Annotated in this window: 13 protein-coding genes; 9 read left to right on the forward strand and 4 right to left on the reverse strand. The window is 69.0% G+C overall.

Annotation, left to right across the window (positions count from 1 at the left end; genetic code table 11):
• Positions 1 to 65: 65 nt before the first annotated feature.
• Positions 66 to 2,327 (forward strand): DNA helicase PcrA, encoded by a 2,262-nt coding sequence (gene pcrA, locus OG884_RS22260; protein WP_442811502.1) that lies wholly within the window; start codon positions 66 to 68, stop codon positions 2,325 to 2,327.
• Positions 2,328 to 2,509: 182 nt separating this feature from the next.
• On the opposite strand, the gene OG884_RS22265 is transcribed toward pcrA, so the two are convergent.
• The 3 genes from OG884_RS22265 to OG884_RS22275 form a co-directional block, all read right to left on the reverse strand.
• Positions 2,510 to 3,472, reverse strand: coding sequence for a hypothetical protein (locus OG884_RS22265; protein WP_326635769.1), 963 nt, complete (start codon positions 3,470 to 3,472; stop codon positions 2,510 to 2,512).
• Positions 3,473 to 3,679: 207 nt separating this feature from the next.
• Positions 3,680 to 4,570, reverse strand: a complete 891-nt coding sequence (locus OG884_RS22270; RefSeq protein ID WP_326635771.1) for a hypothetical protein — start codon at positions 4,568 to 4,570, stop codon at positions 3,680 to 3,682.
• 224 nt (positions 4,571 to 4,794) lie between these two features.
• A complete protein-coding gene (locus OG884_RS22275) occupies positions 4,795 to 4,920 on the reverse strand; it encodes a hypothetical protein (RefSeq protein ID WP_326635773.1) in 126 nt (41 codons plus the stop codon).
• 4 nt (positions 4,921 to 4,924) lie between these two features.
• Between OG884_RS22275 and OG884_RS22280 the strand changes: the two genes are divergently transcribed.
• The 5 genes from OG884_RS22280 to OG884_RS22300 all read left to right on the forward strand — a co-directional run bounded on the left by OG884_RS22280 (position 4,925) and on the right by OG884_RS22300 (position 9,960).
• On the forward strand, positions 4,925 to 5,095 hold the full coding sequence (locus OG884_RS22280; RefSeq protein ID WP_326635775.1) for a hypothetical protein: 171 nt from the start codon (positions 4,925 to 4,927) through the stop codon (positions 5,093 to 5,095).
• A 150-nt stretch (positions 5,096 to 5,245) separates the two neighbouring features.
• On the forward strand, positions 5,246 to 5,653 hold the full coding sequence (locus OG884_RS22285; protein ID WP_326635776.1) for a cobalamin B12-binding domain-containing protein: 408 nt from the start codon (positions 5,246 to 5,248) through the stop codon (positions 5,651 to 5,653).
• A 210-nt stretch (positions 5,654 to 5,863) separates the two neighbouring features.
• Positions 5,864 to 7,045, forward strand: coding sequence for an ADP-forming succinate--CoA ligase subunit beta (sucC, locus tag OG884_RS22290; RefSeq protein ID WP_326635777.1), 1,182 nt, complete (start codon positions 5,864 to 5,866; stop codon positions 7,043 to 7,045).
• Positions 7,045 to 7,920, forward strand: a complete 876-nt coding sequence (gene sucD, locus OG884_RS22295; RefSeq protein ID WP_326635779.1) for a succinate--CoA ligase subunit alpha — start codon at positions 7,045 to 7,047, stop codon at positions 7,918 to 7,920. Before sucC ends, sucD begins: the two co-directional genes overlap by 1 nt.
• Positions 7,921 to 8,298: 378 nt before the next feature.
• Entirely contained in the window at positions 8,299 to 9,960 is a 1,662-nt protein-coding gene (locus tag OG884_RS22300) for a cell division protein PerM (RefSeq protein WP_326635781.1), read from the forward strand.
• Positions 9,961 to 10,204: 244 nt separating this feature from the next.
• On the opposite strand, the gene OG884_RS22305 is transcribed toward OG884_RS22300, so the two are convergent.
• On the reverse strand, positions 10,205 to 10,615 hold the full coding sequence (locus tag OG884_RS22305; protein WP_326635783.1) for a hypothetical protein: 411 nt from the start codon (positions 10,613 to 10,615) through the stop codon (positions 10,205 to 10,207).
• Between the two features lie 79 nt (positions 10,616 to 10,694).
• Here OG884_RS22305 and purN point away from each other — a divergent pair, with 79 nt between their 5' ends.
• From purN to OG884_RS22320, 3 genes are all read left to right on the forward strand, one after another.
• Positions 10,695 to 11,315, forward strand: a complete 621-nt coding sequence (gene purN, locus OG884_RS22310; RefSeq protein WP_326635785.1) for a phosphoribosylglycinamide formyltransferase — start codon at positions 10,695 to 10,697, stop codon at positions 11,313 to 11,315.
• 46 nt (positions 11,316 to 11,361) lie between these two features.
• Positions 11,362 to 12,906, forward strand: a complete 1,545-nt coding sequence (gene purH, locus OG884_RS22315) for a bifunctional phosphoribosylaminoimidazolecarboxamide formyltransferase/IMP cyclohydrolase (RefSeq protein ID WP_326635787.1) — start codon at positions 11,362 to 11,364, stop codon at positions 12,904 to 12,906.
• Positions 12,907 to 13,068: 162 nt separating this feature from the next.
• Positions 13,069 to 13,251, forward strand: coding sequence for a hypothetical protein (locus tag OG884_RS22320; protein WP_326635788.1), 183 nt, complete (start codon positions 13,069 to 13,071; stop codon positions 13,249 to 13,251).
• Positions 13,252 to 13,255 lie beyond the last annotated feature (4 nt).

The raw sequence follows: 13,255 nt of genomic DNA on the forward strand, positions 1-13,255 counted from the left end.
GCCCGCCCACATTCCTTTATGGCCGTTGGACCCGGTTGTCGGCCGGTCGTTCTAACCTAGGGGACGTGTCGATCCCAGCCTCCTCTCTGACCCACCCGTTGCTCGACGGGCTCAATCCTCAGCAGCGCGAGGCCGTCGTGCACCACGGCAGCCCCCTGCTCATCGTCGCGGGCGCGGGCTCCGGCAAGACCCGGGTGCTGACCCACCGCATCGCCTATCTGCTGGGTGAGCGGGGTGTGCAGCCGCAGGAGATCCTGGCGATCACCTTCACCAACAAGGCGGCGCGGGAGATGAAGGACCGGGTCGACAAGCTCATCGGCCCGCGTTCGGCGGCGATGTGGGTGATGACCTTCCACAGCGCGTGCGTGCGGATCCTGCGCCGCGAGGCCAAGCGCCTGGGCTTCCCCTCGGGCTTCTCCATCTACGACCAGGCCGACTCGCAGCGCCTGATGGCGATGGTCTGCCGCGAGATGGACCTCGATCCCAAGCGCTACCCGCCGAGGTCGTTCTCCGCCCAGGTCAGCAACTTCAAGAACGAGCTGATCGACTACGAGACGGCGGCGGCCCAGGCCTCCACACATCTGGAGCGCAAGCTCGCCGAGGCGTACCGCAACTACCAGCAGAAGCTCACCGAGGCCGGAGCGATGGACTTCGACGACCTCATCATGCTGACGGTGACGCTGTTCCAGATCTTCCCCGACGTGGCCGAGCACTATCGGCTCCGCTGGCGCCACATCATGGTCGACGAGTACCAGGACACCAACCACGCGCAGTACACCCTGATCCGCGAGCTGGCGGGCCGTCCCGAGCTGCGCACCGCCGACGGAGACCTGGTCAGGGAGGGTGGCGTCGCCCCGGCCGAGCTGTGTGTGGTGGGTGACGCCGACCAGTCGATCTACGCCTTCCGCGGCGCGACGATCCGCAACATCCTGGAGTTCGAGCGCGACTACCCGGAGGCCAGGACGATCCTGCTGGAGCAGAACTACCGCTCCACCCAGACGATCCTGTCCGCCGCCAACGCGGTGATCTCGCGCAACGAGAGCCGCAAGCCCAAGAACCTCTGGTCCGACCAGGGAGCCGGGGTGAAGATCATCGGCTATGTCGCGGACAACGAGCACGACGAGGCGATGTTCGTCGCCCAGGAGGTCGACAGGCTCACCGACCACGAAGACGTCGTACCAGGTCAGGTCGCCGTGTTCTACCGGACCAACGCCGCCTCCCGGGTGTTCGAGGAGATCTTCATCCGGACCGGCCTGCCGTACAAGGTGGTGGGCGGGGTGCGCTTCTACGAGCGTAAGGAGGTCCGCGACCTCCTGGCCTACCTGCGCTTCCTGTCCAACCCGAACGACGTGGTGTCGCTGCGCCGCATCCTCAACGTGCCCAAGCGCGGCATCGGCGAGCGGGCCGAGGCGATGGTCGAGGCGTTCGTGAGCAGGGAGCGGATCCCTTACTGGGAGGGGCTCCGCCGGGCGGACGACGCGCCGGGCATGGCCACCCGCTCGCTCAAGGCCATCGCCGAGTTCGTCGAGCTGATGGACGAGCTGATGGTGAAGGCAGACGACATGTCGCCCTCGCAGCTGGCCCAGGAGGTGCTGGCGAGCACCGGATACCGCCTGGAGCTCACCGCCTCCAACGACCCGCAGGACGAGAGCCGCCTGGAGAACCTGGACGAGATGATCTCGGTCGCCTCCGAGTTCGAGGAGGCCAACCCCGAGGGCACGCTGGTGGAGTTCCTGGAGCAGGTCTCCCTGGTCGCCGACGCCGACCAGATCCCTGCGGCCGACGGGGGCCAGGGCGTGGTGACGCTGATGACGCTGCACACGGCCAAGGGGCTGGAGTTCCCCGTGGTGTTCCTCACCGGCATGGAGGACGGGGTCTTCCCGCACATGCGCTCACTCGGCGAGCCGAAGGAGCTGGAGGAGGAGCGCCGACTGGCCTATGTCGGCATCACCCGCGCCGAGCAGCGCCTCTATGTCTCCCGGGCCGCCGTCCGCAGTTCCTGGGGCTCGCCCGCCTTCAACCCGGCCTCCCGGTTCGTCGCGGAGATCCCGGCCGAGCTGGTCGAGTGGCGCGGCACCTCGGAGAAGACCGCCTGGGGCGCTGCCACCCGCCGTGACTCCCGCCCCGCCCCGGCCAGGAAGTCCGACGGCAGGCAGATCCCCAACCTGACCCCCGGGGACCGGGTCACCCACGACAAGTTCGGCCTGGGCACCGTCGTGTCCGTGGACGGTGTCGCGGAGAAGACCAAGGCCAAGATCGATTTTGGTGGCGGGGTGGGGGAGAAGGTCCTGCTGCTGGCGTACGCGAAACAACTGGAGAAGCTCTGAGGTCCTGTGGGGCGCCCGGCGGCGACGGAGCGACCGGCCTCGTAGGAAGGGGCACGGTGGCGACGGAGCGGGACCGGCCTCGTAGGAAGGGGCACGGTGGCGACGGAGCGGGACCGGCCTCGTAGGAAGGGCACGGCGGCTGCCGCTCACCGTGCCCTTCCCATGCTCCTCGATCCCCCGGATCAGTTCGTGAGAAGTTCCCTGATGGGGTCCTCGGGCTGGTCTGCGCCAATGGTGAGCTCGTTGAAGTCGGCCACCTGGTCGGCGGGCGGCGCCTTGACGGTGACCTTGGTGCCCCAGCCCGTGTAGCGGGTGTCGTTGACGTAGGTCAGCTCGGTGCTGTTGAGGCCCTGGGTGGACTCGGTGTACGACGACACGACCCGGCGGACCAGCTGGTCGGAGCCGATGTAGATCTTCCAGGTCACCGGGAGGGCGGCGGACCTGCCGGTGGGCTTCCTGCCCAGCATCGCGCGTACCGAGGGGGAGACCTTGAAGAGCTCGCCCAGCGTGATCGTGCCCGAGTGGACGGTGGTCCGGGTGCCGTCCCAGGTCCCGCCGGGGCGCCTGGCGCCGGTGTGGGCCAGGGTCGCCTTCAGCGTTCCGGGCTCGACGGTGCTGATGATCTGCTGGACGGCGCTGACCAGGGAGAGCGAGTCGCCGCGGACGCGCAGCCACTTCTTGCCCTCGGGCATGGAGTCGGCGAAGAAACCGCCCGAGGTGTAGGAGACGCCCTTCAGTGAGATCGTCCGCGATGGGGTGAACAGGCCCTTGAACTCGCCGTCCTGCGTGGGCAGGTTGAACGTGGTGGTCAGGTCCGAGGCGACCAGACCCGGCCTGCCGAACTCCAGCACACCGTTGCGCCGGGTGAAGATCGTCCGATATTTTTTGCCCTCACCGACGATCTTCGTGTTCTCGGTGAGCTTCACGCCCCTGTGGGTTCTGAACTGGCGCTTCAGCGCCGAGACCGGGTCGGACTTCGCGGCCGGGTCGGTCTTCGCGGCCGGGTCGGTCTTCGCGGCCGGGTCGGTCTTCGCGGCCTGGGCGGTCTTCGTGGTCTGGGCGCTCGCCGGGGTGACGGTCACCAGCGTGGGAACCATCAGGGCCGCCACGGTGGCGCCGGTCAGGGCGGCGATCGTTCGCCTCATCGAGAGATCCTCCCGTATGTGTCCTCGCGTCGTCGCGGAGGGGGGAAAGAAGATTCTTCCCTATATGCCGAAATATTGGATCAAGAATCACCGGGCCCCGCGCGGCTGAGGGGAACCGGCGCCCGGTGGGCGAAGCGCGGCCGTGCCCGGCAGGTGCAGCCTGCCGGGCACGGCCGTCCGGTGCCGGGTGTGATCAGCGCGGAAGGATCACTTGACGGTCAGCAGCGGGATGGGCGTGTCGGCTTCGAAGCCCGCCTGCAGTTCCTTCACCGTGGCGACCTGGTCGGCCGGCGGGGCGTCGATCGTGACCTTCGAACCCCAGTTGGTGTAGCGGGTGTCGACGGTCCAGGCCGGCCCACTCGAGAACTGCGTGTACGAGGTCGCCAGTCTCGCGGGGAGCCGGTCGGCGTTTAGGAACAGCTTCCAGTTGATCGTGGTCTTGGCCTGTTCGCCGGAGAGCTTCCCCCCATCGTGTGACGCGCGGAACCACGGCGAGACCTTCTGTAGCTCACCGAAAGTGATCTTCCCGGCGTAGGCGATCGGCTTCTTGAGCGTGGCGTGCGCGAGGAGGGTCTTGAGGGTCGCGGGCTCGGCGACGTTGATGAGCTGGCCCATCGAGCCGGTCACGCCGAGCGTGTCCCCCGGGTACCCGAGCCAGGGCTTGTCCTGCGGCAGAAACTGGCCGAAGGCCCCGCCTGAGAGGTACGCCTTTTTCTTGACCCGGACAACTCGTTCGGGCTCGGCCAGTCCGGCGAGCAGCTTGCTGAACTTCTTCTGCTCCTCGGTTTCCTCGGTGCCGTCTTCTCCGGCGCTGAATGCGAAGGCACCCTCATCGAAACGCAGCTGGGTGGTGTGGTCCGACGCGCTGATCCCGGAGGTGCTGAACTGCAATTCACCCCTACGGTGGCCGGCAATCGTGTTCTTGGAGCTGCCCTGCGTCTTCAGGATGTCGACGTAGGTGACGCCATGGCCGTTTTTGAGCTGGCCCTTCAGCGCGGTGATCGGATCGGCGGCCTGTGCGTGCGCGGTCGATGCCAGCGCCGGAGCGCCGAGTACGGCCGTTGCGGCGCACGCCAGTCCGGCGATGTATCGCTTCAAAGGAAAATCCTCCTGACTGACCCCTCCGCCCCGTCGGGGAGGGGATTACACACTCTCGCTGCGCAAGATCACGAAAGGGTAGCGCATTTGGAGGATTGCCTTGAATTAAACGTGCATATTTCATGCAGAGACGTCTCCTCGGGCGTCGGAAGGCCGCCGGGCATGTCGGTGCGGATATTTTATCTCCGGCCAATCACGGACCGTCAGATTTGTTTTTTCGCGATTCAGCCGATCGGCAGGACCGTCGGCCCGGGGAAAACGGCGCCGACCCGGCCGGCGTCGGCGGTGTCCTCGGGAGGCGGCGGAACGAGGGTGACAGACGAGCCCCAGCCGGTGTAGCGGGTGTCCACGACCGTGCTCGTGTACCTCCCGGGATTGCCGCTGAGCGGCTGCCGCCAGGTGGTGCTCAGCCTGCGGACCAGGTTCGAGCGGTCCAGCCAGAGCCTGAAGCCGACCGGGATCCTGGCGCTCCTGCCCTTGGGTGGCCCGGCCGGCCTGTCGCGGAGCGAGGGGGAGGCATCCTAGAGCGCGCGCAGCGTCACGGCGCCGAACGTGCCCGAGCGCAGCTCCGAGGGGCTGAGAATCGCGGCGGCGGGAACGCTTCGGCGAGATGGAGGCCGGTTACGCTGCCGACAGAGTTCACGTTGCGAGGAGAGCGCGGATGGGGAGGTCTGGATGGACGCCGTGCCGAGGATCCGCGTCGTCATCGCCAAGCCGGGGCTGGACGGCCATGACCGGGGGGTGAAGATCGTGGCGAGGGCGCTGCGGGACGCCGGGATGGAGGTCGTCTACACGGGCCTGCACCAGACGCCGGAGCAGGTGGTGCGCACCGCGATCCAGGAGGACGCCGCGGCGATCGGGCTGTCCATCCTGTCCGGCGCGCACATGACGCTCTTCGCCAGGGTGCTGGAGTTGCTGGAGGAGAACGACGCGAGCGACATCGTGGTGTTCGGCGGCGGGATCATCCCCGAGGCCGACATGCCCGCGCTCCAGGAGATGGGCGTCGCGCGGATCTTCACCCCGGGGGCCACCACCCAGGAGATCGTCGACTGGGTGCGGAGTGCGATCCCCTCGCCGGCCTGACGGGGTCTGACCGGCCCGACGACAGGTGCCGGCAACGTCCGGTCATGGTGGCGAACAACATTCGGGATGCGTGATCTGGGACCCGGTTACCTGGCCATGCCATAAGGCGGGCTACGCTTCATTGGCGCAAAACCGCCGAGCTCCCCCTTGGATTGTGGAGCCGGCCCACTCACATCTATACACCAGCCGGACAAGCAAGGACGGACCCTCGTGGACCTGTTCGAACATCAGGCGAAGGAGCTCTTCGCGGAGTACGGCATCCCGGTGCCGCGCGGCATTGTCGCGCACACCGTGGAGGAGGCACGGGCGGCAGCCGAGCAGCTGACCGGCCGTGTCGTCGTCAAGGCCCAGGTCAAGACCGGTGGCCGAGGTAAGGCCGGCGGCGTGAAGGTGGCGGACGACGCCGCCGACGCCGCAGGCAAGGCCACCAACATCCTCGGCATGGACATCAAGGGCCACACGGTCCACAAGGTCCTGATCGAGGAGGCCAGCGCGATCGCGGAGGAGTACTACTTCTCCTTCCTGCTCGACCGCGCGAACCGCACGTTCCTCGCCATCTGCTCCGCCGCGGGCGGCATGGAGATCGAAGAGGTCGCGCACACCAATCCCGAGAAGGTCGCGCAGGTTCCGATCTCCCCTCTGGACGGTGTCGACCGGGCCAGGGCCCGCGAGATCGCCCAGGCAGGCGGCCTGCCGGAGGTGGCGCTCGACGGCGCCGCCGACCTCATCGAGAAGCTCTGGTGCGCCTTCGTCGACGAGGACGCCTCGCTCGTCGAGGTCAACCCGATGATCCTGTCCGCGGACGGTCAGGTGAAGGCCCTCGACGGCAAGGTCACCCTCGACGACAACGCGTCCTTCCGCCAGGCGGACCACGCGGCCTTCGAGGACAAGGCCGCCGAGGACCCGCTGGAGGCCGCGGCCAAGGCCAAGGACCTCAACTACGTCAAGCTCGACGGCTCTGTCGGCATCATCGGCAACGGCGCGGGTCTGGTCATGTCGACCCTGGATGTCGTCGCCTACGCGGGCGAGTCCTTCGTCGGCCGGCCCAAGCCCGCCAACTTCCTCGACATCGGCGGCGGCGCCTCGGCCGAGGTGATGGCGGCCGGCCTGGAGATCATCATCTCCGACCCCGCGGTGAAGTCGATCTTTGTCAACGTCTTCGGCGGCATCACCGCCTGTGACGAGGTCGCCAACGGCATCGTCTCGGCCTTCCAGCTGCTGGAGTCCCGCGGCGAGAGCGTGAGCCGCCCGCTGGTCGTCCGGCTGGACGGTAACAACGCCGAACTCGGGCGTCAGATTCTCTCCGACGCCAAGCTGTCCGGCGTCGAACTGGTGGACACCATGGACGATGCGGCCAAGCGTGCCGCCGAGCTCGCAGCGGTAGGTGCGTAATGGCCATCTGGCTGACCGAGAACAGCAAGATCATCGTTCAGGGCATGACCGGCGGTGAGGGTACCAAGCACACCCGCCGCATGCTCGCCTCCGGTGCCCGTGTCGTCGGCGGCGTCAACGCCCGCAAGGCCGGCACCGTCCACGAGGGCCTGCCCGTCTTCGGTACCGTCGCCGAGGCCATGAAGGAGACCGGCGCCGACGTGTCGGTCGTCTTCGTGCCCCCGGCGTTCACCAAGGACGCCGTCAAGGAGGCCATCGACGCCGAGATCCCGCTCTGCGTGGTCATCACCGAGGGTGTCCCGATCCACGACACCACCGAGTTCTGGGCCTACGCGATCGCCAAGGGCGGCAAGACCCGCATCATCGGGCCGAACTGCCCCGGCATCGCCTCGCCCGGCGCCTCCAACGCGGGCATCATCCCGGCCGACATCACCAGCGCAGGCCGCATCGGCCTGGTCTCGAAGTCGGGCACGCTGACCTACCAGCTCATGTACGAGCTGCGTGACATCGGTTTCTCCACCGCGGTGGGCATCGGTGGCGACCCGGTCATCGGCACCACCCACATCGACGCGCTGCAGGCGTTCCAGGACGACCCGGGCACCGACGCGATCGTGATGATCGGTGAGATCGGCGGCGACGCCGAGGAGCGCGCGGCCGCCTACATCGAGCAGCACGTCACCAAGCCGGTCGTCGCCTACGTGGCGGGCTTCACCGCCCCCGAGGGCAAGACCATGGGGCACGCGGGCGCGATCGTGTCCGGTTCGGCCGGTACCGCCCAGGGCAAGAAGGACGCCCTGGAGAAGGTCGGCGTTCGCGTCGGCAAGACCCCGAGCGAGACCGCCCGTCTGATGCGCGAGGTCATCGAGTCCCTCTAGCGAGGGTCCGGGACGCGAGTCCCGGGTGGGCGAACGCGGCACGGTGCCGCGCGATCCGGCGGCACTCCCGTCGCCGGCACCTCGCGCGGATTCCGCCACGTCGAGGCCGCGTCGAGTACGACCGAGGGCGCCCGGCATTCCGCCGGGCGCCCTTCGCCGTCCGGGGTCTCGGAGTACGGTCGTCCCGGATGTCACCGATGTCCTGCCGACTCCCCGTATCGGCACTGTCGGGACGGCGCGAGGAAGACCGAACGCGGTGTGCGGGGTCTCGGGGGCCGGTGTCGCCCGGATACCACAGGCCGCTTCTGTCACGCCGTCCGCGACACGCGGGGCGCGGAAGTCTCTTCCGCACCGAAGATCCTGAGACCATCGACTACTGTGACGGCCCTCTTCGATCAGCTCCGGACGGCTCCCCGTAACGTCCTCAGCCGTATCCCCCTGCCCGGCCTCACGGGTGACGACGACGACGTCCGCCGGCCGCTTCCCGTCTCCGGGATGCTCGCGGCCGCCTGGACGCTCGGCGTGGGGCTGGCGGTGCTCACCACGCTCACCCTGGTCGGCTGGATCGCCGCACCGCGCGGCGCGCTCGGCTCGGGACTGCCCGCGGTGTTCCGCACGGCCTCGCAGCTCTGGCTGGCCGCGCACCACGCGGGCTTCGCGATCCCCGGCGGCTCGGTGGGCCTGCTCCCGCTCGGACTGGCGGTCCTGCCCGCCTTCCTGCTCTACCGTGCCGGGATATGGATGGCCAGGGACGCGGACCTGCGGCTCCGGCTGCCCGCCCGGCTGCCCAAGAACACCCCCAGGCAGGTGTCCAACGCCCGCCGCAGGGCACAGCTGATCCTGATCGCCCAGGCGGGAATCTCACTGGCGGCACCGTACGCGTTGCTGGCCGGGATCATCGCGCTGGTCGCCAGGAACGAGATCACCCAGCCATTCCTCGGTGAAGTGCTGGTCAGCCACCTGGTGCTGGCCTTCATCGCGGGCTCCGTGGCCGTCGCCAGGACGATCGGGCCCTGGCGATCGATGCTGCGCCTGCTGCCCGAGCGGCTGCGCTCGGTGGTGGTCGGCACGTCCGCCGCACTGGTGATCATGCTTGTGGCGGGTGCCGTCATAGTTCTCGGGGCCGTCGCGGTCAACTTCGGGCAGGTCGGGGAGCTGTCGGGGGTCCTGTCGCCGGGGTTCGTCGGCGGTCTGCTGCTCCTGCTGATCCAGGGGCTCTACCTGCTCAACGCCGTCATCTGGGGCATGGCCTACATCGCGGGACCCGGTTTCGCGGTCGGCACCGGCACGCTGGTCGCGCCGACGGGCGTGCAACTGGGCACGGTGCCCAGCCTGCCGATCCTGGGCGCGCTGCCGGAGGCGGGCCCGACCCCCGTCTGGGTGATGGTCGTGATCGCGGTGCCTTTCCTGGCCGGGGCGGTGGCGGGCATCCTGGTCGTCCGGATCTCGCCCTCCCCCTCGTACGAGGGGGCACCGCTGTGGGGGTTCGTCTGCGGGCTGGCGACCGGGGCGGTGGCGGGTCTGCTGGCGGCGCTCTCCGGCGGCTCGCTCGGCGGCGCGAGGCTGTCCGAGGTGGGTCCGGCCGGGTGGGAGGTGATGCTCTCGGTGACGCTGGAGGTGGGTGTCGCGGCGGGGATCGCCGCCGGGCTGGCCAACTGGTGGCTGATCTTCCGGGGGCACAACGCGGCGGTCACCAAGGCGGCGGCCAGGGTCGGTACGGCCACCGCGCCGGTCCGCAAGGCCGGGGTCAAGATTGCCAAGGCCGCCGGCTCGGTGGCCAGCAAGGTCGGTTTCGCCGAGTCGGAGGAGCTCCGCAAGCTCCCCGGTTACTGGTTGGATGCCACGGAATGCGACACCCAGCCGATCCCGGTCATCAGGGACGACTGGGAGGACGAGCACGCCTCGGCCGCCGCGGAGAGCTCGCCGAAGGCCGGCCGTCCGGAGCCGCCGCGCCCGCCCCGGCGCGACATCGTCGACGAGACCGACGACAAGGGCGGCCATGTGATCTACGTTGACCCCTACGCCTGGGACCGCGACTGATACGCCTGGGGCCGTGACCGATACGCCTGGGACCGTGACCGATACGCCTGGGACCGCGACTGATACGCCTGGGGCCGTGACTGATACGCCTGGGGCCGTGACTGATACGCCTGGGACCGTGACCCCCTATGCCTGGGGGCGTGACCTACGCCTGGGGCCGTGGACTGAGCGCCGTCGCGGATCACGCGCCCGGCCGCCCCGCCCCAGGCGCCTCGATCAGGCCTGGTGAGCCCTCCTCATCCGCTCAGGGAGGGAAGGGGAACTGCAGCTGGCCGGGCTGGACGAAGGGCATCTTCTTCTCCATGGCCCGCTCAAGCCGCTCCACGCACTCGTTCTGCGCCGAGACGGTGCCCGCTCCCTTACCGCACTCGGTGTAGGTGGTCAGCTCGGCACCGAAGTAGAACTGCATGGCCGTCACCGAGGTCGACACCAGCAGAGCGCCGACCGACAGCACGACGCCCGCCACGGCGGTGCCGGCGGGTTTGGGGATGGAACGCAGTGTCCGGATGGCGCGAACTGAGGTGACAAGGGCGAAAATCGCCATGACGAGTCCCGCGAGGGGGAGTACCAACGTCATCACCACCGCGGTGACCGTGAGCCACAGCGCCCTTCGACCGGCGCTCTCGGTGGACCGCACCTGGACCGGTAGTGTCACCTGACCTCCTTGCATCGTTCGTGCGGACAGGCCGATACCCTTGCAGCGGCGTGAGTCCCCGTCCGAATGGAGTGCGTCGGTGTCATCCCAGGCCGTTCGGCTTGTGGTCCTCGTGTCCGGTTCTGGGACCAACCTACAGGCCCTTTTGGACGCTGTGGCAGACGAGACCTACGGTGCCGGCGTGGTGGCGGTGGGTGCCGATCGCGACGGTGTCGAAGGGCTGGCCCGCGCGCAGCGTGCGGGAGTGCCGACCTTCGTGGAGAGGGTGTCCGACCATCCCAGCCGTGAGGAGTGGGATCGGGCGTTCGCCGCCCGCATCGCGGAGTACCGGCCGGACCTCGTGGTCTGCGCGGGGTTCATGAAGATCCTCGGCAAGCCGACGCTGGAGGCGTTCCCGGTCCTCAACACCCATCCCGCTCTGCTGCCCTCGTTCCCGGGCGCGCACGGTGTCCGCGACGCGCTCTCGTACGGTGTGCGCGTCACCGGCTGCACCGTGATGCTCGCCGACGCGGGGGTCGACACCGGGCCGATCATCGCCCAGGAGGCCGTGCCCGTGCTGGACGGCGACGACGAGGCGGCACTGCACGAGCGCATCAAGTCCGTCGAGCGTCACCTGCTCGTGGACACCGTCGGCCGGATGGCCCGCGAGGGCTGGACCGTCACCGGCAGGACTGTTCGATTCGGACGACCCGGCGAATGAGCCGGGCGCCCCGGAGAAAACCGGAACCAACCAGGAGGAGCACGAAGTGACCCGCATCGCCATCCGGCGCGCGTTGATCGCGGTGTATGACAAGAGCGGGCTGGAGGAGTTGGCCCGTGGGCTCGACGCCGCGGGGGTGGAGATCGTCTCCACCGGGGGCACCGCCGCGAAGATCACCTCTTTCGGCGTCCCCGTCACTCCCGTCGAGTCGCTTACCGGCTTCCCCGAGTGCCTCGACGGCCGGGTCAAGACCCTGCACCCGCGCGTGCACGCCGGCCTGCTGGCCGACGGCGGCAACCCCTCCCACGTCAAGCAGCTCGAAGAGCTGGAGATCGAGCCGTTCGAGCTGGTGGTGGTCAACCTCTACCCGTTCCAGGAGACCGTGGCCTCCGGTGCCTCCGACGCCGAGTGCGTGGAGCAGATCGACATCGGCGGTCCCGCGATGATCCGGGCCGGGGCCAAGAACCACAGCACCGCCGCGGTCGTGGTCGACCCGGCCTCCTACGGCGACGTGCTCGCCGCGGTCGCCGAGGGCGGCTTCACCCTCACCGAGCGCCGCCGCCTGGCCGCCGCCGCGTACGCGCACACCGCCTCCTACGACACCGCGGTGGCCACCTGGTTCGCGGACGTCTACGCCGCGGAGGAGGGCGTGTGGCCGCGCTACCTGGGCGCGGCCTGGGAGCTCAAGTCGCCGCTGCGCTATGGCGAGAACCCGCACCAGGGCGCGGCCCTGTACTCGAGCGGGAAAGCCGGCCTGGCGGACGCCGAGCAGCTGCACGGCAAGGAGATGTCCTACAACAACTACCTGGACGCCGACGCCGCCTGGCGGGCGGCGTGGGACTTCGACGGGCCCGCCGTGGCGATCATCAAGCACCAGAACCCGTGCGGCATCGCGGTCGGCGCCGACGTCGCCGAGGCGCACCGCAAGGCACACGCCTGCGACCCCGTCTCCGCGTACGGCGGCGTGATCGCGGTCAACGCGGAGGTGACCGAGGAGCTGGCCCGCCAGATCGCCGAGGTGTTCACCGAGGTTGTGGTGGCTCCCTCCTACACGGCCGAGGCACTGGCGCAGCTCACCGGTAAGAAGAACATCCGGCTGCTGGCCTGCCCGCGGGGGCCGTCCAACCCGCTGGAGTTCCGCCGGATCGACGGCGGTCTGCTGGTGCAGAACGCCGACCGGGTCGACGCCCCGGGCGACGACCCGTCCACCTGGGAGCTGAAGGCGGGGGCCGCCGCCTCCGCCGAGGTCCTCGCGGATCTGGCCTTCGCCTGGCGGGCGTGCCGTTCGGTGAAGTCCAACGCGATCCTGCTGGCCGCGGACGGCGCGAGCGTGGGCGTCGGCATGGGCCAGGTCAACCGGGTCGACTCGGCGCGGCTCGCGGTCTCCCGGGCGGGCGAGCGCGTCCAGGGGGCCGTGGCGGCCTCCGACGCGTTCTTCCCCTTCGCCGACGGCCTGCAGATCCTCATCGACGCGGGAGTGAAGGCGGTCGTGGAGCCGGGCGGCTCGATCAGGGACGAGGAGGTCATCGCCGCGGCCGAGGCCGCGGGAGTGACCCTCTACTTCACCGGCACCCGTCACTTCTTCCACTGATCTCCCCTGTCGGCCGTCCTCTCCGTACGGCTGCCGCACAGGTGTGGCAGCCGTACACGGGAGATAGGAGAGTGGCCAATTAGACAGGATTACCTGGGTGAAAAAGGTTTGACCTGCGGTTAGTCTGAAGCGTCCCTTTCCTTCCTGCCGCGGAGACCCCTCATGCCACTGCTCGACCACGCCCTGCACGCCTTCGTGATCATGCAGGATTTCTGGGGCAGCCCACTGATGATGATCATCGTCGCGCTCGGCGCGGCCTACCTCGGCGGGCGGGCCATGGAGTGGATCCCCTTCACCCGCAGGATCATCGAGCGTAAGGAAGCGGAGCGCGGTTCGTCCTCGTGAGAGG

The sequence above is a fragment of the Streptosporangium sp. NBC_01755 genome (genome assembly GCF_035917995.1).
Taxonomy (GTDB): domain Bacteria; phylum Actinomycetota; class Actinomycetes; order Streptosporangiales; family Streptosporangiaceae; genus Streptosporangium.